Source organism: Actinoplanes sp. GCM10030250 (genome assembly GCF_042666575.1).
GTDB lineage: Bacteria > Actinomycetota > Actinomycetes > Mycobacteriales > Micromonosporaceae > Actinoplanes.
Genome location: NZ_JBHTDO010000011.1, coordinates 91,467 through 117,244 on the forward strand (window position 1 = coordinate 91,467; position 25,778 = coordinate 117,244).

A 25,778-nucleotide genomic window follows, 5' to 3' on the forward strand; every position below is an offset into this window, starting at 1 on the left:
GGCTCTTTCCATGGCACTCGCTGCCGGCGCGGCAGCGACGCCGGCCGCCGCCACGCCCGCGTCGCTCTGGGACCACCCCGGCTACGACGCGGAGGACAGCTACTACAACCCGGCAGAATCGGTGGTCAACGCCGGCAGCATCGGCCGGCTCACCCGGAAGTGGTCGGTCAACCTGCGCAAGAGCGACGAGAGTTGCTCCGGGCCGTCCGCACCGGTGGTCGCCGGTGGGCGGATCTTCGCCAGCGACCACCTCGGCATCTCCACCTATGGCGCGGCCGACGGGAAGCTGAACTGGCGCTACGACTGGCCCGACATGATGGACAACGACACGCCCGTGATGGCTGTCAGCGACGGCCTGCTGATCGCCGCGAACGGTGACTGCAACTCACAGAGCGACCCGGACGGGCAGCTCACCGCCCTGGACGTCGCCACCGGCAAGATGCGCTGGGGCCTCGGATCGGACATGCCGATCAACTCCGTGGTGGTGGACAAGGGCGTCGTGGTGATCTCCGGCTGGTCGCAGTCGGACGAGGACGCCGTCGTCGCCTACCGCGCGAGTGACGGGAAGATGCTGTGGCACAAACCGCGGTACGCGACCACCGGCGTCTCGGCCAACGGTGTCCTGCTGATCCACAAGACCGACGGCTACGGCGTACCGGCGGGGGAGACGGCGGCAGTGGACATCGGCGGTGGCGCCACCCGGTGGACGCGCAAGGGTGCCTGGCCGGCGCAGGCGGCGAGCCCGCGCGCTGATCGGTTCTATGTCACCGCCGGCGGCCGGTCGCCCGCTGATCGCAGCCTGGTCGCGCTCGACGCCGCCACCGGAGCGGTCGTCTGGACCGCCGCGGGCAAGGCGAGCGAGCTGATCGCGGCCGACGGGCGCCGGGTCTACCGTGCCGAGGGGCGCGCCGTCGAGGCCCTGGACGCCGGCAACGGCCAACGGCTGTGGATCACCCAGCTGAACACCGATGTCGTGCAGCCGGTCCGGGCCGGTGGGCTTCTGTACGCGGGCGGCGCGGTCCTGAACGCGTCCGACGGTACGGTGGCCGGCTCGGTGTTCGGTGGCCGTGTCGTGGTCACCGGCGGGCGGATCCACCAGGTGATTGGCAGTGTCCTGGTGGCGTATGCGCCCTGATCAGGGCGCACCGATCAGCGCTTCCAGGTGCGGGTGGTCAGGTAACGGATGTTGCCGACCTTGTCCCGGGCGCGGAGCTGCACCTTGATCGTCTTGCCGTACTTGCTGGTCTTCACGGAGAAGGCGTATGCCGACTTCCAGTCCCACTGAGCGAGCTTGCCGTTGATCCACAGCTCGACCCGGTAGACACCCGACGCGTCGCTCGCCGTCGCCTTGATCTTGACGGTGCCCTTGACCTTGGCCTTGTTCTTCGGGCCGGACTTCCAGGTCAGCGTGGGAGCCAGGTTGTCGGCGACCAGGTTGCGGTTGAGGGTGCCGACGTTGCCGGCCCGGTCGGACACCTTCCACTGCAGCTTGACCGTGCGGTTGAGGGTGCCGCTCGCATACCGGACGGCGTACGGGGCGGTGGTGTCGGTGCCGATGAGGCGGCCGTCGGCGAACAGCTGGGCGTTGGTGATCCCGGAGCCGCCGGCGTCGGTGACCTTGTCGGCGGTCACCGTGACGGTGCCCCGGAACCGGGCCATGTAGCCCGGGGTCACCACGCCGATGACCGGGCGGGCGGTGTCGACCTTCGTCACGGCGCGGTCGGCACGGATCTCGCCGAAGGCCAGCCACCTGTCCTCGGCGGCCGGTGCGGTCGCGGTGGTGGTCAGCGCGTTCTCGAGGGTCCACTGGTTGGCCGCCGCGGTGCGCGACTTGATCAGGCCCGCGACGCCCGAAGCGAGAGCCGTGCTGAACGAGGTGCCGCAGACCGGCTGGGTGCCCCCGGTCGAGGTCGAGGCGGTGGCACAGTACGGCGCGGCCAGGTCCACCCAGCTCGCCCCGAAGTTGGAGCCCTCGTGGCGCTTGCCGGCCGGGTCGGTGCCCGCGACGGCCAGGACACCGGAGTTGGCGGCCGGGAAGTACTTGAGGTTGCCGCGGTCGTCGTTGCCGGCACTCGCCAGGACGATGGCGCCCCTGCTCCGGGCGTAGTCGATCGCGGTCTGCAGAAGGGCACTGGAGTCCGGGTTGTTCGTCTGGTCCGGCGCGCCGAAGGACAGGTTGATGATCCGGGCGCCCTTGTCGGCGGCGTAGGTGATGCCCTCGGCGATTTCGACGGCGAACGTGGTGCCGTGACTGTCAACCGCCTTGACCGGCAGGATCTTGCAGGCCGGGCAGGCGGCCTTGACCAGGGAGGCGACCGAGGTGCCGTGGCTCGCTTTGTTGTCGTCGCGGGCGTCGGCCGGGTCGGGGGCGTTCTCGATCACGTTGGCGCCGGGCAGGACCGAGCCGGTGAGATCGCCGACCGGGGTGACGCCGGTGTCGACGACCGCGATGGTGACCGGGCTCCACGTGGTGGCGGTCTTGAGGGCGGCGGGGACGGCCAACTGGGCGAGGGCGTCGGTGACCGTCGGGGTGGGTTCGTCGGCGGGCGCTTCCTCGGCTGGAGTCTCCTCCGCGGGCGTGACGTCCTCTTCGGACGGCTCATCTTCTTCTGCCGGGTCGGTGGTCGGCTCGGCCAGGACCGTCATGCGGCGGTCCAACTGGACGAAGTCCACACCCTCCTGGTTGCGCAGCTTCGCGGCGATCCGGGACGCCTCGTCCTCCGGGACCTCCACGGTGCGCGCGCCGAGCTTCTCCAGCTGCGTCGAGCCCTCGAGGTCGTAGCCGTCGTCGGTGAGACGTTCGACCGTGTCGCTCTGATCCGCTGACTCGAGGCCGACGATCAGGCGTACGTCAGGATCTGTCCCGGCCAGGGCCGGAAGGGTGACGCCCGCACCGGCCAGGGCCACCGCGGTGAACAGGGCGATCTTCATCCTCTGCCGGGACCGGCCCGGCCGGGCGTGCTTGCTCATCGGGCTGTCTCCACCTGGATCTCGGCAAGGCCCACGTTGGCGGTGGTCGCGCTGACCTTGGTCACGGTGAAGGTCATCCCGGTGACGGTTCGCTTTCCGAAGGTGATGGTCTGTGCGCCGCCGTTGTTCGGCAGTGCGGGCACGGTGACCGTGCTGCCGTCGCTGAACGTCAGCGTGCCGCCGGTGATCTGGTCGTTGCCGTTGGGCCGGTCGTGCAGGACGACCTTGTTGATGCTCTGCGGCTTGTCCCAGGCGAGCTTCAGCCAGCTGCCGGCCTTACCGCCGGTGGTCGCCCACTCGCGGTTCGTGCCGATGCCCGTGCCGACCGTGTAGCCGTCGACGGCCCGGATCGCCTGCTGGCTGGAGTTGGTGTTCTGCGACGAGGCGGTCACCGTGGCCCGGGGCGCGACGGTTGTCGCGAACGCCTGGAGCTCGGCGAGGCCGACGTTGCGGGAGGTCGCGCTGACCTTGGTGGCGGTGAACTTGAAGCTCCACAGCCGCTTCGGCGGGAACGAGACGACCTTGCCCTCGCCGTTGTTCGGCAGCGCCCCGACATTGATCTTGGTGCCGTCGCTGAACGACAGGACGCCCGCGGTGATCTGGTCGTTGGCGTTCGGCCGGTCGTAGAGCACGACGCTGTCGATGGTCTGCGCGTTGCGCCAGATCCCGTAGATCCAGCTGCCGGCCTTGCCCTTGACCGTGGACCACTCGTCGGCCGAGGAGATCGGCGAACCCTTCGTCGAACCGTTGACGGCCTTCGCCACCGACTGGCCGGCCGCGGTGTTCTGCGACGAGACGGAGAGCGTGGCGAGCGGTGCGATGTTCTGGACACCGCCCTGCTCGGCCGCGTTCCGGTAGCGGCGGAACGAGCGGATGTCGTACGCGCCGTTGCGGCAGGCGCCGGTGGTCTGGCAGACCTTCGAGTCGTGTTTCGCGTACGCCATGAACACGTCGAGCTTGTGGTTCTCGACCGTGTAGAAGACGTTGCTCGGCAGGTCCGCCACGGCGTATGCCATGTAGGCGCTGATCCGGTGTGGAGTCTTGTACTGCCGGTGCGCGTCGAAGGCCAGGAACGCCGTGGTCCGGTGGTCACTGTGCTCGGCGCCGCGGTTCTTCTCCGAGTAGTCCAGGGTCTGGATGAAGTCCGGCTGGAACGTCCGCATGACGTCGGCGAGCAGCTCGATCAGGCCGGCCTTGGTGTACGTGTTGGCACCGTCCACCGAGTGGATCTCGGCCAGCTTGCCCTGGTAGAGCTCGTCGAGGCTCTCGCCGTTGTTGGCCGGCCAGCCCCCACCGCCGCCGTCCGGTGCGCGCAGGTGAACCAGCGCCACGTCGGAGCGGTCGGCCAGCGACTCGTACCGGACGTCGTACTTGCCGAACTTGACGGTTTTGGTGTTCCACTCGTCGTCGGCGTCGGCCATCATCGCGTACGCCGCCCGCGGGCCCTTCTCGCGCTCCCGCCAGTAGCCCTCGCCGGCGCCGGCGTCGCCGGCGGTGACGAAAACGGTGAGCGTGCACCGGTTGGCGTCGATGTCCCGCTGAATGTCCGGGTTCATGAACAGCAGGTCGTCGTCCTGGTGCGCGACGACGTTCAGCACCCGGCCACGAGAGCAGCCCGAACTGTCCAGCACATCGGCACTGGCCTGCATGGTCACCACGGTCGCGCCCAGCAGGGCAAGCACACCGGTGATCGTCCCGCCCCAGCGCCTCTGCCTGGCAGATGTCGTTTTGCCCAGCATTAAGCCACCCCCGTGATCCTCTGGACGCGGGAACGATACCCATGAACGTCAAATCGGCGCGAGTCCTAAATGGGCCTTGTGAAATAGACTGTTAACTCTTTACAGGCTGTTGAACCTCGCGTAGGGACGCTACCGTTCCGGCCTTCTTTCCGATTCGCCCCGTTTCAAGCGCGTGGCCGGCGGCTGCAACCGTCCCGGTTGCTGTTCCGGTGTTCCGGTCCGTCAGCCCGAAGTCGATCAGGTGACCTGCCCGAAGGGGAAAACGGCGCCGAGAGCCGGCGTCACTTTCCCGTAGGGAGTGCCGCCACCATGGCTCCGATGTTCGCGCCGCTGCGAGAGCGCAACTACCGCCTGTGGGCGGCCGCTGACCTCATCTCCGTGAGCGGCACCTGGATGCAGGTGCTGGCGCTGAACTGGCTGATCCTCTCCGCCACCGGATCAGCCACGGCCATGGGCGCTGTCGTCATGCTGCAGTCGCTGCCCGTACTCCTGCTCGGCAGCTGGGGCGGCGCCCTCGCCGACCGGATCCCCGCCCGCCCCATGCTGATCGCCTGCCAGGCGATCCGGGCCATGCTGGCACTCGCCCTGATCCTGCCGTCGAACAACTGGCTCATCTACGGTGTGGCTCTGGTCTCCGGCGTGATCAGCTCGTTCGAGGGCCCGGTCCTCGGCCGCTTCGGCTCCTCCCTGGTCCCCCGCGAGTCCCTCGGCTCGGCACTCGCCCTCGGCTCCGTGCTCAGCTCGGCCGGCCGCATCGGCGGCATGGCCCTCGGCGGCGTCCTGATCGGCATCACCGGCCCGGCGATCCTCTTCCTGATCAACGCCGTCTCCTACCTCGCCGTGATCTTCTCGCTGCTAGCCATGCGCACCGGCGAGATGCGCACCCTGGCAGTCGCCGACCCCACCGACGGCGGCATCATGGCCGGCCTGCGCTACCTGATCCGCCAGCCGGTCGTACTGATCGTGCTGGCCCTGTCCTTCGTCCTGGGCTCCCTGGGCCGCAACTACCAGGTGTCGATGGCCGCGATGGTGGCCGGCCCGTTGGAGGGCTCGTCCGGTTCCTACGGCCTGCTCTCCACCGCCTTCGCGGTCGGCGCGGTGGCCGGCGGCCTGCTCCTGGCCGGCAGCGGTCGATCCACCCTGCGGGTCCTGCTCGGCACGGGCTTCCTGATCAGCGTCCTGCAGCTCTGCTCCGGCCTGGCCCCCAATGTTCTGGGCTTCGCCGCCCTGATCCTGCCGATCGCGGCCGGCGCAGTCGTCTTCGACACGGTGGTGTCGACGCGCATCCAGCTGGACACGTGCGAGCGGATGCGCGGCCGCGTGCTGGCGACGGTGGGCATCGTGTCGTCTCTGTCGGGGATCGTGGGGGCGCCGGCGGTCGGGTGGATGTGCGACACGGTGGGTGCCCGGGGTGCGCTGGTTCTGGCCGGTGCGGTGACGACGGTGGCGGCTGTTATGGGGGCGGTGGCCCTGGTGCGGGTGAAGGGGCGCTCGCTGAACTGGTCGTTCCTATGGGGACGCCCGGCGACACAGCCCGCTTAACGCGATTGTCAAGGACTACTGTCTCCCCGCGATCACGGCGGGGAGGCAGTAGTCTTTCCGGACGCTCGGAGCCATTGGCTCCCCAGCTCCTAGGCGGGAGGCGTCCTAGTCATGGCTGTCATCGTTTCGTTCTTCCCCTCCAAAGACGGCAAAGGGGGTATCCACCGGACCGAGGTTGATTGCGGTTGGCAAGTGATCGACCACCATGGCGGTTCGTACCTTCAGCTGAGCACCTACGGATCCGACCAGCGAAAGTCGGAGAAGAAGGTTAGTCAGACCATCCAGATTGACCGCGCACAGGCAGCAGAGCTGCTCAACATCATTGGCCGGGCCTTTCCTGGACTCCAGGCCGCCCGGGCTGAATAAGCACGCGGAGTACGACACTCGGGTCGTGTTCAACCCGCATGCGGCGGAAGTACGCGACGGGCTATCCGTGCGGGCACATAGGGAACCTTGGTTTGGTAGCTGCTGCATCGGCAGCTGACGGGGTTCCCATTGCGATTGTCTTCGCTACGGGACAACTACCCATGATTGCGGGGTAGGCGCGCAGTTTGAGGTTATGTGCGCGTTTAGGAACGTCATAGGCCTTGTAGCCGCACACGTAACTCCAACGTGTGCGGCTACCCACGCTGGGGTCGGGTGGTGCTGTGCGAGAGGCGGGGCGGCGGGCCGGTGACCACCCAGTCACAGCCCGGCGGGCGCCGGATGGCCTGGAGCCGGCAATGTGATCGCGTGTGACGGCGGTACCTCTGCGTGTCCCGTACGAAAAAGGAAGAGTGAGTGGCGCACGCAGCCGGGCCCGCGCGGATTCCAGCCACTCCGGGTTGGTGTCTTGCCGGTTCGATAGCGTGAAACCGCACGCCAACCGACCCACTCGAGGGGAACACGTGGAGCTCCTGCACTCCGGCAAGGTCCGGGACGTCTACGCCGACGGCGATGACCTCCTCCTGGTCACTTCCGACCGGATCTCGATCTACGACGTCATCCTGCCCACGCCGATCCCGGACAAGGGCAAGATCCTCACCCAGCTGTCCCTCTGGTGGTTCGACCAGCTCGCCGACGTCGTCCCCAACCACGTCATCTCCGCCACCGACGTGCCGTCCGAGTGGTCGGGCCGGGCCATCCGGTGCCGCCGGCTGGAGATGGTCATGGTGGAGTGCATCGCGCGGGGTTACCTGGCCGGTTCCGGTCTTGTGGACTACGAGCGGGAGCGGAAGGTTTCCGGCATCGAGCTTCCGCCGGGTCTGATCGAGTCGTCGAAGTTGCCGGAGCCGATCTTCACGCCGAGCACGAAGGAGCCGGTCGGGGGTGGGCATGATCGGCCGCTCACGTTCGAGGACGTGGTGGAGAGCCAGGGCAAGGAGCTTGCCGAGGAGTTGCGCCGGGTCACGCTCGAGGTCTATCGGAGGGGCTCGGAGATCGCGGCAGGCAAGGGCATCATCATTGCGGACACCAAGATCGAGTTGGGGTACGCGGGTGGGCAGCTGACGATCGGAGACGAGGTGCTGACGCCGGACTCGTCACGGTTCTGGAGTGCCGACGAGTGGCGGCCGGGCAGTGTGCCGCGTTACCTGGACAAGCAGTTCCTGCGGGACTGGTCCACGGGGCTCACCGGCTGGGACCGGACCCCGCCGGGGCCGGAGATCCCGGAAGAGGTGGTCGAGGCCACCCGAAACCGCTACATCGAGGTCTACGAGCGGCTTACCGGCGACCGCTGGAGATAAGGCGGGAGATCAACCGAGCGGCGCAGGGGGCCCGCCGGCAGTGACTCGCGCCGCGGCGGCCGTCCAGCGCTGCCGCTTGCGGAGCAGGTGCGTTCCGTAACCAGCGGCCAGCACGGCTTCGAAGAAACCGGTCCACCCGCCGAGCACGATGCAGATCGGTCCGATCGCCCACAACGCGACTGCCAGGACGGCCCACCACCGTGGTGGGCGTCCGAGGCGGTTGATCCGCTGTGCGAATGACACGTCGTCGATCAGCAGTTGTGCGATCACGCCGCGGAAGGCCTGGTCTTCTCGGGGTTCGAGCACGGCACGCCCACCTGACTTTCGTGGAGTCGGTGCCCGGCGCGTACCCCTGGATTGTGGCGGTGAAACGAGCGCGGGCGGCAACGTGCCTACGATCAAGCTGTGGATTACGGGCACCCTCTGCGGTTCGGCACCTTTCTGACTCCTTCCAACGCCGACCCGGACGCCGTGGTCGCCCGGGCCCGCCTCAGCGAGGAACTCGGATACGACCTGGTCACCTTCCAGGATCATCCCTATCAGCCCGGTTTCTTGGACACCTGGACGCTGCTGAGCTGGGTGGCGGCGCGGACCGAGCGGATCGAGCTGGCGGGCAACGTGCTGAACGTGCCGATGCGCCCGGCTCCGGTGCTGGCCCGGGCGGCGGCGAGCCTGGATCTGCTTTCCGGCGGGCGGGTGGCGCTGGGTCTCGGCGCCGGCGGGTTCTGGGACGCGATGGAGGCGATGAGCGTCCCGCGGCGTACCCCTGGTGAGTCTGTCGATCAGCTCTCCGAGGCGATCGATGTGATCCGCGAGCTGTGGCGCACCGGCGAGCGCGGCGGGGTGCGTTACGGCGGCGACTACTTCCGGCTGACCGGGGCGAAGCGTGGCCCGGCGCCGGCGCACTCGGTGCCGATCTGGGTCGGTGCCTACGGGCCGCGGATGCTGCGGCTGGTCGGTGCGAAGGCGGATGGCTGGCTGCCGTCGCTCTCCTATCTGAAGCCGGGCGCGCTCGAGGCCGGCAACGCCACGATCGACAAGGCCGCGCTGGCCGCCGACCGGGATCCGCGTGAGATCCGGCGGCTGCTGAACGTCTTCGGTGATCCGGCGAAGACCGCTGATCAGTGGGTCGAGGAGTTGATCCCGTTCGCTCTGGAGCACGGGATCGGCACGTTCATCCTGGGTTCCGACGATCCGCACGAGTTGGAGCTTTTCGCGACCGGGGTGATCCCGGCGGTCCGTGAGGCCGTTGCGCGGGCGCGGTCCGCCGACGGTGTCGCCACCGGTCCGGTCCGGCCGTTGGCCGCCCTCGCCAAACGGCGCGACGGCATCGACTACGACGGGCTTCCGGCGGCACTCACGGCCGTTGCGATCGAGCCGGGAGATTTCTCGTACGACCGTGTGCGCTCTACCTATCTCCGAGGCGGAACACCCGGGCTGGTGCTGCAGCCGGGAAACGTCGACGAGGTGGTGGCCGCCGTGGCGTTCGCGGTTGACCAGGAGGTGCCGCTGGCGGTACGCAGTGGCGGGCACGGGATCAGCGGCCGCTCGACGAACGACGGCGGCATCGTCATCGACCTGTCCCGCTTGACCGCGATCGACGTGCTCTCCGAGGCCGACCGCCTGGTACGCGTCGAAGCGGGCGCCCGCTGGAAAGACGTCGCCGCCGCCCTCGCCCCGCACGGCTGGGCGCTGAGCAGCGGCGACTACGGCGGTGTCGGTGTCGGCGGCCTGGCCACCGCGGGCGGCGTCGGCTGGCTGGCCCGGGAGCACGGCCTCACGATCGACCGGATGCGCGCGGCCGAGCTGGTCCTCGCCGACGGCACCCGGATCCGCGCCACCGCCGACGAGAACCCGGACCTGTTCTGGGCGGTACGCGGTGCCGGTGCGAACTTCGGCGTGGTGACGGCGTTCGAGTTCCAGGTCGACGAGGTCGGCTCGGTCGGCTTCGGCCAGTTCGTGCTCGACGCGGCGGACGGTGCCGGGCTGCTGGAGCGGTGGGGTGCCGTCATGGAGGAGGCGCCACGGGACGTCACCACCAACCTGATCATGGGGCCGCCCCGGCGCGGGCGATCGCTGGCACAGATCTACGGCGTGGTGGACTCGGCCGAGCCGGACACCATCATCGACCGGTTCACGCCGGTCGCCGGGGTCGCTCCACTCCTCGATCAGCAGGTGCAGCTCGTCTCGTACGCCGAAGTGATGAACGTGCCGGACGCGCCGCACGACGGCCAGGGTGAACCTGCCGTGCGGTCCGGTCTGATCGACCACCTGACGCCGGAGTTCTGCACAGCCGCGGAGCGGCTCATCTCCTCGGGCACTGCCTACTTCTTCCAGATCCGCTCGGTCGGCGGCGCGGTCGCGGACGTGCCCGCCGAGGCGACGGCATACGCCCATCGCGAGGCGAACTTCTCGGTGGTGGCGTTCGGAGGCTCGAAGGCGCGCCTGGATGCGGCCTGGGACGAGCTGGCACCCTACTTCCGGGGGCTGTATCTCTCCTTCGAGACCGATCAGCGCCCGGAGCGGATCGGCGAGGCGTGGCCGCCGGCGACGCTGGACCGGTTACGTCAGCTGAAGCGCCGTTACGACCCGAATAACCTGTTCCGCGACAACTTCAACATCGCGCCTGAATAGAAGCGGTCTTCAAGGGCCCGTGCCTATGTAGATCAGCGAGCGGGTCAGTGACGGCCGGGAGGGTCAGTGACGGCCGGCTGCGGCCGGGGTTTCGTGCCATGAGTGCACACCCGCCGGGCAGGCGCCGCAGGTGAGCTGCTCACCGCAGGTGGGGCACCAGTCGTTGGTGCGTCGCAGGTACCACCCGATGGCGACGCCCGCGAACAGGCTCAACAGGCCGACGACGGCGGCGACGGTGACGGCCCCGGTCATACGAGGGGGCTCCGTCGCACCAGGTGGAGCCCGCGGTTGTCGAGTGCGGGGTCGCTGTCGGTGCGGGAGGTCACATAGGGAGCCGTGAAGGTGTCGACGCCGGTGCCCCGGTTGCTGCCCGGGCGGTAGGTCACTGTGACCGCGCGTGGGGAGGACGCCTCGATGATTCCGGCACGCCAGCCGTTCCGATAGACCCACACCGGATCTGCCGGACGGTAGCTCTCGGCCGGCGCCACGTCCGCGGGATCTCGCTGCGGTGGGGTGACGGTCGGCGTGGACGCCATCCAGTTCGACATGTGGTGCCTCCTAGAGGCAGGCGTCGGGGGGACAACAGGCAGCGCCCAACTGAACGCATCGTCCGAGCAGCCGAACTTTTCGGCACGCTGTGTTAGCAGTCGGTACGTGTCTGTCAGCTATCATGCTCGTCATCAAGTGCGTTCGCAAGGCCGTCTGCACGTGCATCCGGCGCGCGCAAACGCTCAAAGCTTTCGACCGAGCTGGTTTCGATGTGCACGATCTCCGCTCTAGGATGCGTAAGGCTGCATCGGGCAGTCACATGGCAGCGACGAGGAGTCAGGTGAGCGCGGGTTCGCAGGAGGAGGCACCGGGCGGCGGCCCTACCGTGCTGCGTATCCTGCTCGGCTCCCAGCTTCGGAAGCTGCGGGAGACGAGAGGGATCACCCGTGAGGCCGCGGGTTACGAGATTCGCGCCTCCGGTTCGAAGATCAGCCGGATGGAGCTGGGCCGGGTCAGCTTCAAGGAACGCGACGTCGCGGACCTCTTGACCATGTATGGCGTGGCCGACGACGACGAGCGTGAGGCGCTCATCGGTCTGGCGCGGCAGGCCAACAACCCGGGCTGGTGGCATCACTTCAGCGATGTCCTTCCCGGCTGGTTCCAGTCGTACCTGGGCTTGGAAGCGGCGGCGACGCTGATCCGGACCTATGAGATCCAGTTCGTTCCCGGCCTCCTCCAGACGCCGGAGTACGCACGTGCCGTGATCATGCTGGGCCACGCCGGCGCCAGCGCCGAGGAGATCAACCGGCGAGTCGAGGTTCGCAAGCACCGGCAGGCGATTCTCACCCGTCCGGGTGCGCCTCAGCTGTGGGCGGTCATCGACGAGGCCGTGCTGCGCCGCCCGATCGGCGGCGTCGACGTGATGCGCCAGCAGATCGAGTCGCTGATCGAGGCTTCGAAACTGCCGAGCGTCCGGCTGCAGATCATCCCGTTCCACGCCGGTGGGCACGCGGCCGCCGGCGGTCCGTTCGCGATCCTGCGGTTCCCGGAGCCGGAGCTGCCGGACGTGGTCTATGTCGAGCAGCTCACCAGTGCGATCTATCTGGACAAGCGCGAGGACGTCGACCACTACGCGATGGCCATGGAGCGTGTCTGCATCGACGCTGAGCCGCCGAACCACACTCCGGAGATCCTCGGCAAGCTGTTGCACGAGGTTGGTCGTCCCGCCTGATAGGTGGGAGGGGTCCGGTCGCAGGCGGAACTGCGCCGCACGCTGGAACGCCGGCGACCGGACCGGTTCAATGAGTTCTAGGCGACCAGGTTGTCGAAGTCCCCGTCGCGGACGCCGCCCAGGAAGGCCACGATCTCGGCCCGGGTGTAGATGAGCGCTGCACCCTCTGGGTCCCGGGAGTTGCGCACGGCGACGTCGCCGCTGGGCAGGACGGCGCACTCCACGCAGTTGCCGCTCGGGTTGCTGCGACCGCTCTTCTGCCAGGTCACTCCCTGCAGCTGACCGGCGGGCATGCCGTTGACCACGTAGGCCATTCCAAGCTCCCTTGGTATGCCCTGGATCGCCGATCGATCCAGGATCAGTGTCCACCCGTGCCTAAATAGGGCGGCGATGCAAATGCACGTGCATCTGGCCTTGCGTAGTCACGGGATTCTGAGCATGATAACGCACGTGAGACGCCCAAAGGGGTCACTGACGGTGACATCTTTAGGTGATGGGTCGGTCGCGGAGCGACGTCTGCGGCCTCGGCGCGAGGCTCCCTGGCGGGGGCGTCTGAGCGAGAGGTGACGAGTATGTCGATACCAAACATCGGCCCGGAGCTTCCTGATCCGAGCGACCCCGGTGCGGGCGAAAACCCGCGCCGGGGAAACCCGCCCCTGGTTTACCGGGACGAACCGGTCACCGATGAGGTGATCGCGGCTTCTGCCCGAGCCAAGGCGGTATCGCACCGGTTCGGTGGGGTGAGGTATGCATTGAGCCGGCCTGACGGGGCAAGTTCCCCTAAGCCGCCTGCCGAGGAAGGTGAGTCCGACGCGCGTGATTGACCTCGTTCGGTGCCGTGGGCAGCAGCCCGCCGGCCTCCCTCCGGCGCGCGCCAGGTGGATGGCTTCAGCGCCACGGGTTCGTGACCATGTGTTACGACCGAGTGAGCCGCGCTGGCCGGTGCACGAGTTCGCCGAGTCGGACTACTGCTATGGCGTGGGCCCGATCCGGCTGCGCCTGGTGCGCGTGGATTGGGACAAACCGATACCGCACGAGGACGACACCTGGCTCGGTGTCCGAGCCGTCGTCGTCGATCGGTTCGGACGTGAGGTCGCGGTTCGCGAGATGCTGATCCGGGCGGGGCGCGTGCCCGTCCCGCCGGCGTGCAAGCGCCCGCGCCTCCGGGTGTTGCGAAGCACGCCCGTGTGAACGCCGGGTGGGCGGTTCGGTTCCCCGTGCCAAGCCGCCCACTCGGTCTTACATAAGCAAGAGAGCCTCGCCGGCACGCCGGCGGGGCTCTCTTGGTGAAGGACATGGCCCGAGACCGCAGGTGGCCGAAACGGATCGGCGGCAGAATCGAGGGCCCGGCGATGCGGGAATCAGGGCTTGCGGGCCACTCCGGCCCAGTAATAGGCGGCCTTGGGATCCACGTTCGGGTCGTCCGGGTGCCAGCTGGACACCGGTACGACACCCGGCTCGAGCATCTCCCAGTCACCGAAGAAGCGATTGACCGCCTCCTCCGTCCGGGCGACGAGCGTCATCCCGGCGCCCGTAGCAGCGGCGACCGCCGCCTCCACCTCGGCCGGGTTGAAGTCGGCGGTCGGGTGGGTGATCGCCAGGCAGCTCCCGGACGGCAGGGCGTCGCGCAGCTCGGCCACCTTGCTCCACGGGTCGTCCTGGTCGGCGAGCAGCATGAGGATCGCGATGAGCGTCAGCCCGACCGGCTTCTTGAGGTCGAGCGTGTCGAGCAGTGCCCGGTCGTTGATGATCGAGGCGGGGTCACGCAGGTCGGCGGAGATGTATTCACTGCGGCCCTCGGGGTGGCTGATCATCAGGGCGCGGGCGTGGACCAGCACGATGGGGTCGTTGTCCACATAGACCACCCGGGCGTCCGGGCGGATCTGCTGGGCGACCTCGTGCAGGTTGGGCCGGGTCGGTATGCCGGTGCCGATATCGAGGAACTGGTGGATGCCCTCACGTTCGACCAGATCACGGGCCACCCGGTGGACGAACTTGCGGTTCTCCCCGGCCATGTACCGCATACCGGGGATGGCCTGCATCATCGCCTCGCCGACCGCCCGGTCGACAGCGAAGTTGTCCTTGCCGCCCAGCCAGTAGTCGTAGATCCGGGCGGAGTGCGGCACGTTGATGTTGACACCGGGCGGCGCAACCTCGTTCGCCGGATCGTTACTGCCCTGGACCACGACCGCCTCCTTGCGCCTGCACCCCTTGCCGATCCGCGTCGCCCGTCCGTGCGGGGAGCCCGCCGGGGCGGAGAGCCCGTCCGTGCGGCGACTCGGTCGACCCAGCCTAGCCGCAACTATTGACCGACTTAAGCCCTCGGCGACCGGATCTGGCGGCCCGGTGATCTCCGGAGGTGCCGCAGGTCAGGCGGCCGAGGCGTGCTGGGCGTACCCGCGGAGGCCACCGTGGTGATCCGCGGCTGACACGACGCGATCACGTCCGGCGTGCTTGGCAGCGTACAGACGACTGTCCGCAGTGGACAGGAGGGTGGGCTGGGTAGGGTCGGCGACCTCCGCGACAGTGGCGACGCCGATACTGACGGTGACCGGCAGGCCGCGCGTGAGGGGGAGCCAGTCGTGCCCGCGAACCATGCGGCGGACGTGGTCGAGCAGGCCGGCGGCGCTCGCGACCGAGGTGTCCGGCAGCACGATCAGGAACTCCTCACCACCCAGCCGTGCGACGAAGCCGTCCGGGCAGGCGATCGCGATCTCCCGGGTGAGCAGGTCGGCGACGGAGACCAGCACCTGGTCGCCGACGTTGTGCGAGAGCCGGTCGTTGACCTGCTTGAAGTGGTCCAGGTCGACGAGGGCGATGGTGAGAGCCGGATCCGAGTCGATCAGTCCGGGCAGGCGCTCGTCGACGTGCCGGCGGTTGTGCAGGCCGGTCAGTGGGTCGCGGCGGGCCTGCTCGCGGAAACGCTCCGCCTCCTGCCGGGCCTCGACCGTCTCGAACATCGCCTGGCGGGTACGGGTACGGGCCTCCCGCTGCACCGAGTGCCGGGTCTGGTACGCCCCGAAGAACACCTTGTGCACGGCGAACGCCCGGGCGAAGTCCCCCCTCGCGGCGTGCAGTTCGGCCTGCTCCTCGTGTACGCGTACGAGCAGGTCGCCGAGGTCACGCTCGAGGCAGAGGATCCGCGACGAGTCGAGGCTCGCCTGTGCACCCTCGTACGCGCCGAGACCTCGCTGGGCCCGGGCCAGGGTGAGCAGGTACATCGGCATCGCGTCGGCGTTGTCGTACCGGCCCTCGGCGTACCTGTCGATGCAGAGCCGCATGGTCTGCTCGGCGTCCTCGTACCGCTCGTTCCCGATCTGGATCCAGCCGATGGTGTCGAGGTACGCGGGCTCCAGCAGCTCACCCCGCTCGTCGGCGAGGACCAGGAGGCGTTCGGCCACCTCCTCGGCGCGTGTCTGGTTGCCGGTGTCGAACTCGGTGAACGCGTAGTTGTTGAGCAGGCAGAGCAGGGCCGGCGATCCGGACTCGACGGCCAGCTGTTCGGCCTGGCGGTAGCGAACCCGTGCCGCGTCCATGGAGTCGGCGGCCCACAGGGCGTCGGCCAGCTTGGTGCGGTGCCAGATGTGCATGTGCGTGGTGGAGTCGTCGTCGAGCAGCTCGACCGCGAGTACCGCGTGTTCGAGGGCCTGCTCGGCGTCGCTCAGGTGCTGGTGGATGTTCGACCAGACCAGGTGCGTACGAGCGAGCAGCTGCCGCTCGTCGTGGCTGACCGCCCACTGGTGCACCCGCCAGATCTGAGCCGCGGCGCCGGACACGTCGCCGGAGCGCAGGCGCATGTTCGCCTGGCACAGTTGCGCCCGGGTGACCAGGAGGCCGTCACCGAGGGCCAGTGCGGCGCGCTCGATCTCCAGAGATCGGGTCAGTTCGGCCTCGGCGTCCCAGGACCGCTCGTCCTCGATCGCGAGGAGTGCGGCTGAAAGCGCTTCGGCGTCGATCGCGAGCCCATTCAACGCGGTTCTCCTCTCCGGTGCACGGCCGAAGGATCGACTGAGTGCGGGCCCGGATGAGAGAAAGCGGCGCCCGGATCCGAGAAGATCCGGGCGCCGCGAGAAAGCCCGAGAGAGCAGTGCGGGCTCAGTCGGCGAAGGCGGGTTCCTTGGCCGCCGCCGGTGCCAGGTCGACGGTGCTGCGCAGCTGGGCCGGCTTCATCGCGATCGCCGCGATCACGCCGATCACCGCGATGCCCATGGAGATCAGGAAGATGTGACCGGTGGCGTCGCCGTACGCGGACCGCACCACGTGCTGGATCGGGTCCGGAAGTGCGGCGAGGTTCAGGCTGCTCCCGCCGCTCGTGCTGCCGGCCGGCACACCCATCGCCGTGAGCTGCGAGGTGATCGACTCGGACACCCGCCGGGCCAGGACCGCGCCGAGGACCGAGACACCGATGGTGCCGCCGAGCGACCGGAAGAAGGCGACCGTCGAGCTCGCCGCGCCGATGTCCTTGAGTGACACGGTGTTCTGGACCGCGAGCACCAGGTTCTGCATGGAGAGGCCCACACCGATGCCGACCAGGGCCATCGCGGTTCCGACATACCAGAGCGGGGTGTCGTGGTCGAGGAACGAGAGCCCGGCGAAGCCGATGACCAGGATGATCGTGCCGGCCACGACGTACGGCTTGATTCTGCCGCTCTTGGTGATCGCCCGGCCGGCGATGGTCGACGAGACCAGGACGCCGAACATCATCGGGATCATCAGGAGGCCCGCCTCGGTCGGGCTGTAACCGCGCCCGATCTGGAAGTACTGGCCGAGGAAGACGGCACCGCCGAACATCGCCATGCCGACCGCGAGGCTCCCGATGATCGCCAGGGCGGTGGTGCGTTCACGGACGATCGGCAGCGGGACCACCGGCTCGGAGACCCGGGACTCGACCCAGACCGCGAGGGCGAGCAGCACCGCACCGCCACCGACCATGGCGAAGGTCTGCCAGGAGAGCCAGGCGAAGGCGTCGTCGACGAACGAGATCCAGACCAGGATCACGCTGACGCCGGCGGCGATCAGGGTGGCGCCGAAGTAGTCGATCTTCACGTTGTCCCGGCGCATGACCGGCAGGTGCAGGGTCTTCTGCAGTACGGCGAGGGCGATCACCGCGAACGGCGCGCCGATGAAGAAGCACCAGCGCCAGCCCAGCCACGAGGTGTCCACGATCAGGCCGCCGAGCAGCGGCCCGCCGACGGTGGCGAGGGCCATCACGCCGCCGAGGTAACCGTTGTACCGGCCGCGCTCCCGCGGCGGGATCATCGCGGCGATGGCCACCTGGACCAGTGCCTGGACACCGCCCATGCCGAGGCCCTGGAACGCGCGGGCGGCGATGAGCTGCTCGGTGTTCTGGGTGAAGCCGGCGATCAGTGAGCCGATCACGAAGATCACGATGGAGAGCTGGACCAGCAGCTTCTTGCTGTAGAGGTCGGAGAGCTTGCCCCAGATCGGGGTGGTCGCGGTGGCCGTGAGCAGCGTCGCGGTGACCACCCAGGTGTACTGGGTCTGGCTGCCCTCGAGGTCACCGATGATCCGGGGCAGCGCTGTGGAGACGATGGTGGAACTCGCCATCGCGACGAAGAGCACGAGCAGAAGGCCGGAGAGGGCCTCCAGAATCGCGCGGTGCGACATGGCGCCTGAATCAGCGCGGGTTTCGGTCGGGGCGCTCATCGCGCGGCCTCCAAGCTGGGCGTGGTGTTTTCCTGGTCGATCAGGTCGCGGGCGAAGCGGTGCAGGGCCGCGGCGAACTCGGCGATCTCCTCGGGGCTCCAGTTGTGGAGCGCGGTGGTGAGCCGGTCCTGGTAGTGCTGCTGCACGCTGTCGAGCACCGAGCAACCGTCGTGCGTGAGGTGGAGAGTGATGGCGCGCCCGTCGTCCGGGTCTGCCGAGCGGGCGACCAGCCCGGCGCGGACCAGGGCGGCAACCGTGCGGCTGATCGTTGACGGATCCAGGGCGTGGTCGTTCGCGAGGTCCTTGACGTGGCACGGGCCGGCGCGCTCCCGGTTGCGGATCGCGGCGAGGACGCCCACCGTGCCGACCGGGACCACCGCCGGGTGCCCGGCACGGTTCTGCTTGAGCAGGCGGACGGCCTTGAGGACCTCGTGCATCGCCATCGTCAGCGGGTGTGGTTCCGCGTAATCGTTCATGGCCGCCTCCCAGTGATGCTTGCTGCATACAACTATCTGCCTAAGTTGCTCACTGCGCAAGTTTGCTCAATGGGAACTGAGTCACACGCCGGTAGGCTCAGGTCATGACTGCCCCGACCACCGAGCCGGCCGGCGAGCCCGGCCTTCGTGAGCGGAAGAAGGCGGCCACCCGTCAGGCCCTGCACGAGGCCGCGGTCCGGCTGGCCCTGGAGCTCGGTCCGGACCGGCTCACGGTCGAGGCGATCGCTGACCGGACGGGCGTGTCCCGGCGTACCTTCTCGAACTATTTCGCCAACAAGGAGGACGCCCTCTTCCACGGCGACCGGACGCGTACCCGTTTGTTGATCGAGAAGGTCCGGGCGCGACCGGCGGCAGAGACGCCCTGGGCCGCTCTCAGTGCGGCCGCCGCTGACTTCTACGGCCAGCTCGGTGATCTCAACCCGGAGTGGGTCACGCAGACCCGCCTGCTGCGCAGACATCCGTCGCTGGCGGCGGCGCAGGCACAGACCTTCGCCGTGATGGAGCGCGAGCTGAGTGCGGAGGTCGCGGCCCGGCTGGGTTCCGCCGCAGACCCCTTGGGGGTACGACCCAAGCTGCTCGCCGCCGTGTTCCTGGCGTCCCTTCGCGTCTCACTGACAGTGTGGCTCGAACACCCCACGGAGTCGGCCTATGCCGACGTCGCCCGCCGCGTTCTCGCCGAAGCCGGCCGTGGATTCGAGTGACCGGCCGTGGATCCGAGTGAGATGCCAAACGCGGCTCCGGGAGGGGGCTTCCCGAAGCCGCGTTCGTCGCGGCGGTGGCTACCCCACGCGTACCGCGATCAGGCATGCGAATATTTCAGCGGGTTGCCAGGCCGCCGATGATCAGCGTGAGCTGCCGCCGCCACGCCAGCGGATCGGCGGAGTGCTGTGCCACCCCGGCGTTCGCCATCATCAGAATCGCCAGGTCGTGCCGGGTGAAATCAGAGCGGAGCCGGCCGGCCCGCTGCGCGCGGGCGAGCACGTCCACCGCGCGCTGCTGCGCCATGGTGCGCAGGGCGGCGAGCCGCTCGTCGTCGTCGAAGGCAGTGGTGACGAGCAACTCCGCCAGCCCGCGGTCGGTCGCCTGGAGTTCGCAGACCCGGGTGAGGTAACCGACGAACGCCGCCCACGGGTCGGGGTGCTCGAGCGCCTGGTCGGCGAGGCGGACGGCGGCGTTCATGTGGCCGGCGAACACCTCGGCGATCAGGTGCCGGCGGCTGGGAAAGCGGCGGTACAGGGTGGCGTTGCCGACCCTCGCCCGGCGGGCGATCTCGTCCAGGGACGCGTCGAGGCCCTGCTCGGCGAAGACCGCACGGGCCGCCTCGAGGAGAGCGGCTCGGTTCCGCAGGGCGTCCGCGCGCAGCCGGGTGGCCATGCGCCACAGGATACGGCTTTCCGCCGGAGATCCACTGCCCCGATGCTACGGTCCAAATTGATCTTGAAAGGTGGGGAAATGCGACAGACAGAGATCAGCGTCCCGACAGTGGACGGCGAGGCTGACGCGTACTTCGTGAAGCCGGACGGTCCTCGCCCGGTTCCCGGTCTGGTGATGTTCATGGACGTCTTCGGCCTGCGGCCGCGGATCCGGGAGATGGCCGACCGGGTCGCCGAGCGCGGCTACGCCGTACTCGTGCCCAACCTCTTCTACCGCAGTGCACGCAGCCCCCTGGTTGACCAGGAGGAGCTGACCGATGCCGATCGGCGCAGCGCCGCGTTCGGCAGGCTGGTGCCGATGATCCAGGAGCTCACACCCGAGCGGGTCGCCGCCGACACCGGGGCCTACCTCGACTTCCTGGCCGCTCAGGAGGGTGTCGCGGACGGGCCGGCGGGACTCTTCGGCTACTGCATGGGCGGTCGCAACGCCCTCGTGGCCGCGACCGCTCACCCGGAGCGGGTGGCGGCACTCGCCAGCTTCCACGCCGGCGGTGTGGTCACCGGCCAGCCGGACAGTCCGCATCTGCGGGTCGGCGCGCTCACCGGTGAGGTCTACTTCGCACACGCCGACAACGACGGATCGATGACCCCGGAGAACATCAGTGCTCTGGAGTCCGCCCTGAAGTCAGCCGGTGTCACCTACACCTCCGAGCTCTACGAGGGTGCACCGCACGGCTTCACGATGGCCGACACGGCGATGTTCCACGAGGCCGGTGAGCAGCGGCACTGGCGTGCCCTCTTCGCCCTGCTCGACCGGGCCCTGCCGAGTCGGTCGGCGTAGAGGCTGAGTTGGTGCAGAGGCTCAGTTGGCGTAGAGGCCGGGGAAGTAGCGGTCGATCGCTGTCACGTCGTACACGTGACGGACCTCGGTGATCCGGTTCTCGGCGACGGCGAGGAACTCCACAAGCCGTGCCGTACCGAACGGCCCGGCCAGGTCGTAGATCAGCGCCGCGCCGTCGATCGCGTCGGTGCGCGCCACCACTGTCACCGCGTCCGCGAAGGCGGCGACCCGGTGCAGGACCTGGAGCATCTCCTCGTCGTCGACCGGGGCGTCGAAGTTCCACTCGGTCTCGACGTCCGGGGTCAGCAGCCGCCGTGCCGCGGTCAGGTCGTCGGCGGTCCACGACCGGACCCAGAAATCCACTACATCCACGAACTCAGTCTCTTCTCGTGCGGTTTCACCCTCATGGCGAACGGCCGTCGCCCGGACCGGGCGGCGGCCGTTCGGCGTTCTCAGCCGTTCAGCATCGCATCGGCGCTCACGAAGGTGTAGCCGGCGGCCTTGATGCCGGTGACCAGGTCCTTCAGGTGCTCGGTGCCGAGGTACGGGTGGTAGAAGCAGCTGGCGACACCGTCCCGGACCACCAGGTTGCGCTTGGCCGAGGCGATCAGGTCGGCGGGGAGCCGGACCGGGTGGTTGTTGAACGCGTCCGGCTCGACGTTGCCGATGTTCTCCGGTACGACGGCCGAGCCGTACACGTCGCGCACCGTGTAGGGGAAGAACTGTCCGAACTGGCGGGTGTAGTTGTACTTGGCGCCGGTCAGGACGCCGGGGAAGTAGAGGCCACGGTCGTACCGCTTGCCGAAGAGCGAGTGCGCCGCCTGGTAGTCGGCGGGACTGGCGGCGTAGTGCGGGAACTCGAAGATCTTCGGGGCACCGAGGCCGGTCGCCAGGAAGAGCGCGCCGGCGGTGACCATCCGGCTCGTCGCCCACGCGACCGAGTCGCCGGGCACCGGGCCGTCGTAGATCACGTAGTCCTTCTCGTTGACGTGCGCCGAGTAGAACTCGAAGTCGTTGCCGCTCTTGCCGTCGTACGGGTTGGCCACCGCGTTGAACTGGTGCGTGTAGCCGTGCATGAGCAGGGTGCCGCCCCTGGCCTGCATGTACTTGAGGGCGGCGACCACCTTCGGCTTCGTGACCAGCGTGTAGTCGGCGGCCTTCCCGCCGTTGTCGACGCCCTTCGGGTCCCGGTACCGCGGGTAGACGGCGACGCTGAACGGAACCTTCTGGGCGTACAGGTAGTCGGCGATCGCCTTGAGCTGGTCCGGGTCGGCGTCCGGTCCGACGTCCTCGAGGCGGATCAGCGCGCGGTGGCGTTCCGGGGTGTTGCTCGCGAGGGCGTCGAAGAGCAGGTCGGCGAAGACCAGGTAGCGGTCGTCGTGACCGACGTACGAGAACGGGATCTCGCCGATGTAGGTGATGTTGCCTGAGCGGACCGCCCACGGGAACGTGGTGCCGTCCGCGCGGATCGCGTCGGCCAGCGTGGTGACCTTGCCCTTGTCGCTGATCGGCAGGTTCATGATGCCGGCCTTGTTGTCCGCGCTGCGGCTCAGCTTGCGGCCCTTGTAGCCCACCTCCGCCACGTCGGCCAGGTCGAACGTGCCGCTCGCGAAGCCGTACTTCGCGGCGAAGCCGTCCTTCGCCGCCAGCTGCCAGATGTTGTCGTAGATCCAGATCACCGGCTTGCTGGTGGTCATCACGTCGGTGAGGAACGCGGCCGGCAGCGGCTCGTCGTAGGTGGAGCCGATGTAGATCACCGCGGTGTACGCGTTCAGGTCGCCGGCCTTGTAAGCGGCCACCGGCGCCGCCGTCCAGGAGCCGAAGTGCGAGGCCAGGTTCGCGGTCTGGGTCGCGTAGACCTCGCCGAGCCAGCCGTACTCGCTCGTGGTGTCGTACAGGACCAGGGCCTTCGCGGTGCCACCGCCCGGCGCGGCCTTGCCGGTCTTCAGCGGGCTGGTGGCGGCGGCGACAGCGGTGTTGCTGGCGGCGTCGGCCTCGACGGTGGAGAACCCGACGGCGGTGACCGCGGCGGCCGCACCGCCGACGGCGAGCAGGGAACGGCGGGTGAGCTTCGAGGTACGCATCAGGCAACGGCTCCAGACGTGAGGGCGGAGTTCTGGGCGACGGGCATGGCGTCGGGGAAGGGTGCGAGGCCGAGCAGGGCCGCGGTCGCCTGTGCGGTACGGAGGGCGGCGAGCCCGTCGCCGTACGGGTTGCCGTTCGCGGTCATCGCGTCCCGGCGCACCCGGCTGTCGAGCAGCGCCGACGCCTCCTCGACGATCCGCCCGGTGTCCGAGCCGACCAGCTTGGCGCACCCCGCGTCCAGCGACTCGACCCGCTCGGTGACGTCCCGCAGCACCAGCGCCGGCACCCCGAACGACGGTGCCTCCTCCTGGATCCCGCCCGAGTCGGTGAGCACCAGGTACGCCTCGGACAGCAGCCGGGACAGATCCGGGTAGGGCAGCGGGTCGGTGACCGTCACCCGCTCCACGCCGGCCAGCGCGGTGTCGACCTGAGCGCGGACCGCCGGGTTCGGGTGACTCGGCAGCACCACCTCGATGTCCGGGTACCGCGCGATCAGGTCGGTGACCGCGGTGAGGATCCGGTCCAGCGGCTCACCCCAGGACTCCCGCCGGTGTGCGGTGACCAGGACCAGCCGGTTGGTGCTGCCGGCGCGGGCGGCGGCGACGTCCGGGTTCTCGAACGGCAGCTTCCGGCCGGCCACCGCCAGGGTCGCGTCGACCACGGTGTTCCCGGTGATCAGCACGTCGGCGGGATTGATCTTCTCGTCCAGCAGGTTCATGGCGGCGAGCGGCGTGGGTGCCAGGTGCAGCGAGGCGACCTGGGCGACGAGGCGGCGGTTGCCCTCCTCCGGGAACGGCGACTCCAGGTCACCGGAGCGCAGTCCGGCCTCCAGGTGGACGACCGGGATGCGTCGCCAGAAGGCGGCGAGCGCGCCGGCCAGGCTGGTCGTGGTGTCGCCCTGCACGATCACGGCGGCGGGGGTGCGTACCGACCACAGCTCGTCGAGCTCCCGGACCATCGCGGTGAGCAGCTCGGCCTGGCTGCCGGACTCCCGCTCGACGGTCAGGGTGATGTCCGGCTCCAGCCCGAACGCGGCGAGAGCCTGCGTCACCATGGCCGGGTGCTGACCGCTGGCCAGCAGAACCGGCGTGAGCAGACCGGCTTCCCGCATGGCGAGGACGACGGGTGCCAGCTTGACGGCCTCGGGGCGGGTACCGCCGATGAGGTGCACTTCGCGAAGCGACATGGGGGAGCCTTCTGTTCGGGGGGTGGGGGTCGTACCGGGGTGACGGGTTCTGCGGGGGTTGCGCCTGCGGGATCAGGCGGAGGCCGGCACGAGGAGGGGTTCCTCGGCGAGGCGCTCGGTCTTGGCCCAGGCCTGGCGGCCACTGGCCTGTCGGCCCAGCGCGCGGTAGGTCGCGGCCAGACCCAGGATCAAGAAGGCGGGGTACGCGAGAGCAGCGGTCAACATGCGGGGCATCGCCTCGTCGCCGCGCTTGTGCCGGTGTACCAGGGCCCAGAGGATCCCGGGGAACGTGGTGACCGCGACCCAGATGACCGCGCTCTCGGCGAGTGCCGCCCAGGTCGGCAGGAACGGGACCGGGTGCCCGATCAGCAGGCCGGCCGCACCGGCGATCGTCATCGCCGCCAGCATGACCGTCACCATCGCGTTCGCCCACGGGGAGAGCAGGTAGTGGAGCATCTCGACCAGCGCGGTCCGGGCGATCCGCGGTGACGAGAAGAGCCTGCCGAGGTAACGGGCGCACTGCATGTTGCCCTGCGCCCATCGGGTCCGCTGGCGGGTGAGCCGGCGGATGTCGACCACCGCCTGCTGCGTGACCGAGGAGCGGGACGTGTAGCGGATCGCCACACCACCCAGGTGCATCCGCAGACCCAGCTCCAGGTCCTCGACCAGGCAGCTGGACCACGGCGCGGTGCCGAGCGTCAGCAGCGTGGAGAGCCGGCTGAACTGCCCGTTCCCGCCGAGCCCGACGGTGTCCAGGGCGTCACGCATGTTCTGGCAGGCGTCGACGATCGCGCCGAACTCCAGATCCTGCACCGCGCCGAGGAGCTTGTTGCGGTTACGGATCCGGACCTGCACCTGCACCGCGCCGACCCGGGTGTCCCGCATCAGGCGCGACACCTCGACCAGGATGTTCTCGCTGCCCTGACCGTCGCCGTCGATGATGCCGAGCACCACCCGCTCCGGGCTCACCCCGGCCTCGGTGGTGCGCTCGGCGATGTAGCGGTACGCGGCGTTGAGCGCCTCGCCCTTGCCCTGGCGTGCCTCGGGAAGCTCCCGGCGCATGATGTGCAGTCGCGGGTGGTCGATCGCCGCGAGCACCTCGGGCGTCCGGTCGTCGGAGCCGTCGTCGACCACCAGGACCCGGGAGAGGGTGCCGGACGGTCCGCGCAGGTTGAGCGCCGAGGCAACCGTGTTCCCGACGACGGCCTCCTCGTTCAGGGCCGGGACGATGATCCAGAAGTGCTCGGGGCGGGCGTCGCCGCCGGCCACCGCCCGGTTCACGACCGCGGCGCGATGGGTGCCGTGATAGCGGACCGCGAACCACACCAGGATCACCGTGGAGAGCGGCCAGGCCAGCAGGACCGAGTAGCCGGCGATCGCGACGAGCCAGCTGTCTGATGCCGTCATCGGTGTGCACCTCCCTGTCCTAGTCACTGTTCGTGATTCTCCGCGAGCGAGGTGGGCCGCGCTCTTGGACGTAATAGGACATTAAGGAGCTACCCAGCGTGACTCAAGGGGTGCAAGCGGGTTGGCGGGCAATCCTGGCCAAATGGGCTAACCCAGACATCTCAGACTTCGCTGACCAGCCCAAACAGGACGCGATCCACACCATTCACCCGCACCACCGCTGCTCTCTCTCCGCATCCACCCAATCGCACAGAGTGATCTCCGATCCCCACCCACCCCTCCGGCACCACGAACACACAGAGTAGTCACCTCCTCACCGCAAGTGCGCCGGCTGGCGCTGATTCGGGCGGGTTGAGGCAGCACCCACGGCCAGCTGGTGGGGCCGGCTGGGCG

24 protein-coding genes are annotated in these 25,778 nt (G+C 69.0%); 9 read left to right on the top strand and 15 right to left on the bottom strand.

Going from position 1 to position 25,778, the window contains the following annotated elements; genetic code table 11:
- Positions 1-10 precede the first annotated feature (10 nt).
- A complete protein-coding gene (locus ACFQV6_RS16620; RefSeq protein WP_378028383.1) occupies positions 11-1,135 on the top strand; it encodes a PQQ-binding-like beta-propeller repeat protein in 1,125 nt (374 codons plus the stop codon).
- A 14-nt stretch (positions 1,136-1,149) separates the two neighbouring features.
- Here ACFQV6_RS16620 and ACFQV6_RS16625 read toward each other — a convergent pair whose 3' ends face one another.
- Positions 1,150-2,970 (bottom strand): S8 family serine peptidase, encoded by a 1,821-nt coding sequence (locus tag ACFQV6_RS16625; RefSeq protein ID WP_378028384.1) that lies wholly within the window; start codon positions 2,968-2,970, stop codon positions 1,150-1,152.
- The gene (locus ACFQV6_RS16630) at positions 2,967-4,652 is read right to left on the bottom strand and encodes a PIG-L family deacetylase (protein WP_378028385.1); all 1,686 of its coding nucleotides are present in this window, start codon (positions 4,650-4,652) and stop codon (positions 2,967-2,969) included. Before ACFQV6_RS16630 ends, ACFQV6_RS16625 begins: the two co-directional genes overlap by 4 nt.
- 366 nt (positions 4,653-5,018) lie before the next feature.
- On the opposite strand from ACFQV6_RS16630, the gene ACFQV6_RS16635 reads away from it, so the two are divergent.
- The 3 genes from ACFQV6_RS16635 (at position 5,019) to ACFQV6_RS16645 (ending at position 7,975) form a co-directional block, all read left to right on the top strand.
- Complete coding sequence (locus tag ACFQV6_RS16635) at positions 5,019-6,251, top strand: MFS transporter (protein ID WP_378028386.1); 1,233 nt, start codon at positions 5,019-5,021, stop codon at positions 6,249-6,251.
- Between the two features lie 111 nt (positions 6,252-6,362).
- A complete protein-coding gene (locus ACFQV6_RS16640; RefSeq protein WP_378028387.1) occupies positions 6,363-6,617 on the top strand; it encodes a hypothetical protein in 255 nt (84 codons plus the stop codon).
- Positions 6,618-7,138: 521 nt separating this feature from the next.
- Entirely contained in the window at positions 7,139-7,975 is an 837-nt protein-coding gene (locus ACFQV6_RS16645) for a phosphoribosylaminoimidazolesuccinocarboxamide synthase (protein WP_378028388.1), read from the top strand.
- 9 nt (positions 7,976-7,984) lie between these two features.
- Here ACFQV6_RS16645 and ACFQV6_RS16650 read toward each other — a convergent pair whose 3' ends face one another.
- A complete protein-coding gene (locus ACFQV6_RS16650) occupies positions 7,985-8,281 on the bottom strand; it encodes a DUF3040 domain-containing protein (protein ID WP_378028389.1) in 297 nt (98 codons plus the stop codon).
- A gap of 99 nt (positions 8,282-8,380) precedes the next feature.
- Between ACFQV6_RS16650 and ACFQV6_RS16655 the strand changes: the two genes are divergently transcribed.
- Positions 8,381-10,609 carry an LLM class flavin-dependent oxidoreductase gene (locus ACFQV6_RS16655; protein WP_378028390.1) on the top strand — a complete coding sequence of 743 codons (2,229 nt, stop codon included), beginning with the start codon at positions 8,381-8,383 and terminating at the stop codon, positions 10,607-10,609.
- A 63-nt stretch (positions 10,610-10,672) separates the two neighbouring features.
- On the opposite strand, the gene ACFQV6_RS16660 is transcribed toward ACFQV6_RS16655, so the two are convergent.
- A complete protein-coding gene (locus ACFQV6_RS16660; RefSeq protein WP_378028391.1) occupies positions 10,673-10,861 on the bottom strand; it encodes a hypothetical protein in 189 nt (62 codons plus the stop codon).
- Positions 10,858-11,157 carry a hypothetical protein gene (locus ACFQV6_RS16665; protein WP_378028392.1) on the bottom strand — a complete coding sequence of 100 codons (300 nt, stop codon included), beginning with the start codon at positions 11,155-11,157 and terminating at the stop codon, positions 10,858-10,860. Before ACFQV6_RS16665 ends, ACFQV6_RS16660 begins: the two co-directional genes overlap by 4 nt.
- A gap of 260 nt (positions 11,158-11,417) precedes the next feature.
- Between ACFQV6_RS16665 and ACFQV6_RS16670 the strand changes: the two genes are divergently transcribed.
- The gene (locus tag ACFQV6_RS16670; RefSeq protein ID WP_378028493.1) at positions 11,418-12,329 is read left to right on the top strand and encodes a helix-turn-helix domain-containing protein; all 912 of its coding nucleotides are present in this window, start codon (positions 11,418-11,420) and stop codon (positions 12,327-12,329) included.
- A 77-nt stretch (positions 12,330-12,406) separates the two neighbouring features.
- Here the strand turns inward: ACFQV6_RS16670 and ACFQV6_RS16675 are convergent, their stop codons facing one another.
- On the bottom strand, positions 12,407-12,643 hold the full coding sequence (locus ACFQV6_RS16675; protein ID WP_378028393.1) for a DUF397 domain-containing protein: 237 nt from the start codon (positions 12,641-12,643) through the stop codon (positions 12,407-12,409).
- Positions 12,644-13,271: 628 nt separating this feature from the next.
- On the opposite strand from ACFQV6_RS16675, the gene ACFQV6_RS16680 reads away from it, so the two are divergent.
- Entirely contained in the window at positions 13,272-13,520 is a 249-nt protein-coding gene (locus ACFQV6_RS16680) for a hypothetical protein (protein WP_378028394.1), read from the top strand.
- A 170-nt stretch (positions 13,521-13,690) separates the two neighbouring features.
- On the opposite strand, the gene ACFQV6_RS16685 is transcribed toward ACFQV6_RS16680, so the two are convergent.
- From ACFQV6_RS16685 to ACFQV6_RS16700, 4 genes are all read right to left on the bottom strand, one after another.
- Complete coding sequence (locus ACFQV6_RS16685; RefSeq protein ID WP_378028395.1) at positions 13,691-14,515, bottom strand: SAM-dependent methyltransferase; 825 nt, start codon at positions 14,513-14,515, stop codon at positions 13,691-13,693.
- A 183-nt stretch (positions 14,516-14,698) separates the two neighbouring features.
- A complete protein-coding gene (locus ACFQV6_RS16690; RefSeq protein WP_378028396.1) occupies positions 14,699-16,300 on the bottom strand; it encodes a diguanylate cyclase in 1,602 nt (533 codons plus the stop codon).
- Between the two features lie 124 nt (positions 16,301-16,424).
- Entirely contained in the window at positions 16,425-17,996 is a 1,572-nt protein-coding gene (locus ACFQV6_RS16695) for an MDR family MFS transporter (RefSeq protein WP_378028397.1), read from the bottom strand.
- Positions 17,993-18,472, bottom strand: a complete 480-nt coding sequence (locus ACFQV6_RS16700; RefSeq protein ID WP_378028398.1) for a MarR family winged helix-turn-helix transcriptional regulator — start codon at positions 18,470-18,472, stop codon at positions 17,993-17,995. The genes ACFQV6_RS16695 and ACFQV6_RS16700 overlap by 4 nt, the downstream gene beginning before the upstream one ends.
- 104 nt (positions 18,473-18,576) lie before the next feature.
- On the opposite strand from ACFQV6_RS16700, the gene ACFQV6_RS16705 reads away from it, so the two are divergent.
- Positions 18,577-19,194 carry a TetR/AcrR family transcriptional regulator gene (locus ACFQV6_RS16705; RefSeq protein WP_378028399.1) on the top strand — a complete coding sequence of 206 codons (618 nt, stop codon included), beginning with the start codon at positions 18,577-18,579 and terminating at the stop codon, positions 19,192-19,194.
- A 115-nt stretch (positions 19,195-19,309) separates the two neighbouring features.
- Here the strand turns inward: ACFQV6_RS16705 and ACFQV6_RS16710 are convergent, their stop codons facing one another.
- Positions 19,310-19,867: a TetR/AcrR family transcriptional regulator gene (locus ACFQV6_RS16710; RefSeq protein WP_378028400.1), complete on the bottom strand. Its 558-nt coding sequence runs from the start codon at positions 19,865-19,867 to the stop codon at positions 19,310-19,312.
- A 78-nt stretch (positions 19,868-19,945) separates the two neighbouring features.
- Here ACFQV6_RS16710 and ACFQV6_RS16715 point away from each other — a divergent pair, with 78 nt between their 5' ends.
- Positions 19,946-20,707: a dienelactone hydrolase family protein gene (locus tag ACFQV6_RS16715; RefSeq protein WP_378028401.1), complete on the top strand. Its 762-nt coding sequence runs from the start codon at positions 19,946-19,948 to the stop codon at positions 20,705-20,707.
- A 21-nt stretch (positions 20,708-20,728) separates the two neighbouring features.
- Here the strand turns inward: ACFQV6_RS16715 and ACFQV6_RS16720 are convergent, their stop codons facing one another.
- From ACFQV6_RS16720 to ACFQV6_RS16735, 4 genes are all read right to left on the bottom strand, one after another.
- Positions 20,729-21,079, bottom strand: a complete 351-nt coding sequence (locus tag ACFQV6_RS16720; protein ID WP_378028402.1) for a hypothetical protein — start codon at positions 21,077-21,079, stop codon at positions 20,729-20,731.
- Positions 21,080-21,159: 80 nt separating this feature from the next.
- Entirely contained in the window at positions 21,160-22,791 is a 1,632-nt protein-coding gene (locus ACFQV6_RS16725; RefSeq protein ID WP_378028403.1) for a DUF2334 domain-containing protein, read from the bottom strand.
- Positions 22,791-23,978 carry a non-hydrolyzing UDP-N-acetylglucosamine 2-epimerase gene (wecB, locus tag ACFQV6_RS16730; RefSeq protein WP_378028404.1) on the bottom strand — a complete coding sequence of 396 codons (1,188 nt, stop codon included), beginning with the start codon at positions 23,976-23,978 and terminating at the stop codon, positions 22,791-22,793. Before wecB ends, ACFQV6_RS16725 begins: the two co-directional genes overlap by 1 nt.
- 72 nt (positions 23,979-24,050) lie before the next feature.
- Positions 24,051-25,385 carry a glycosyltransferase gene (locus tag ACFQV6_RS16735; protein WP_378028405.1) on the bottom strand — a complete coding sequence of 445 codons (1,335 nt, stop codon included), beginning with the start codon at positions 25,383-25,385 and terminating at the stop codon, positions 24,051-24,053.
- Positions 25,386-25,778 lie beyond the last annotated feature (393 nt).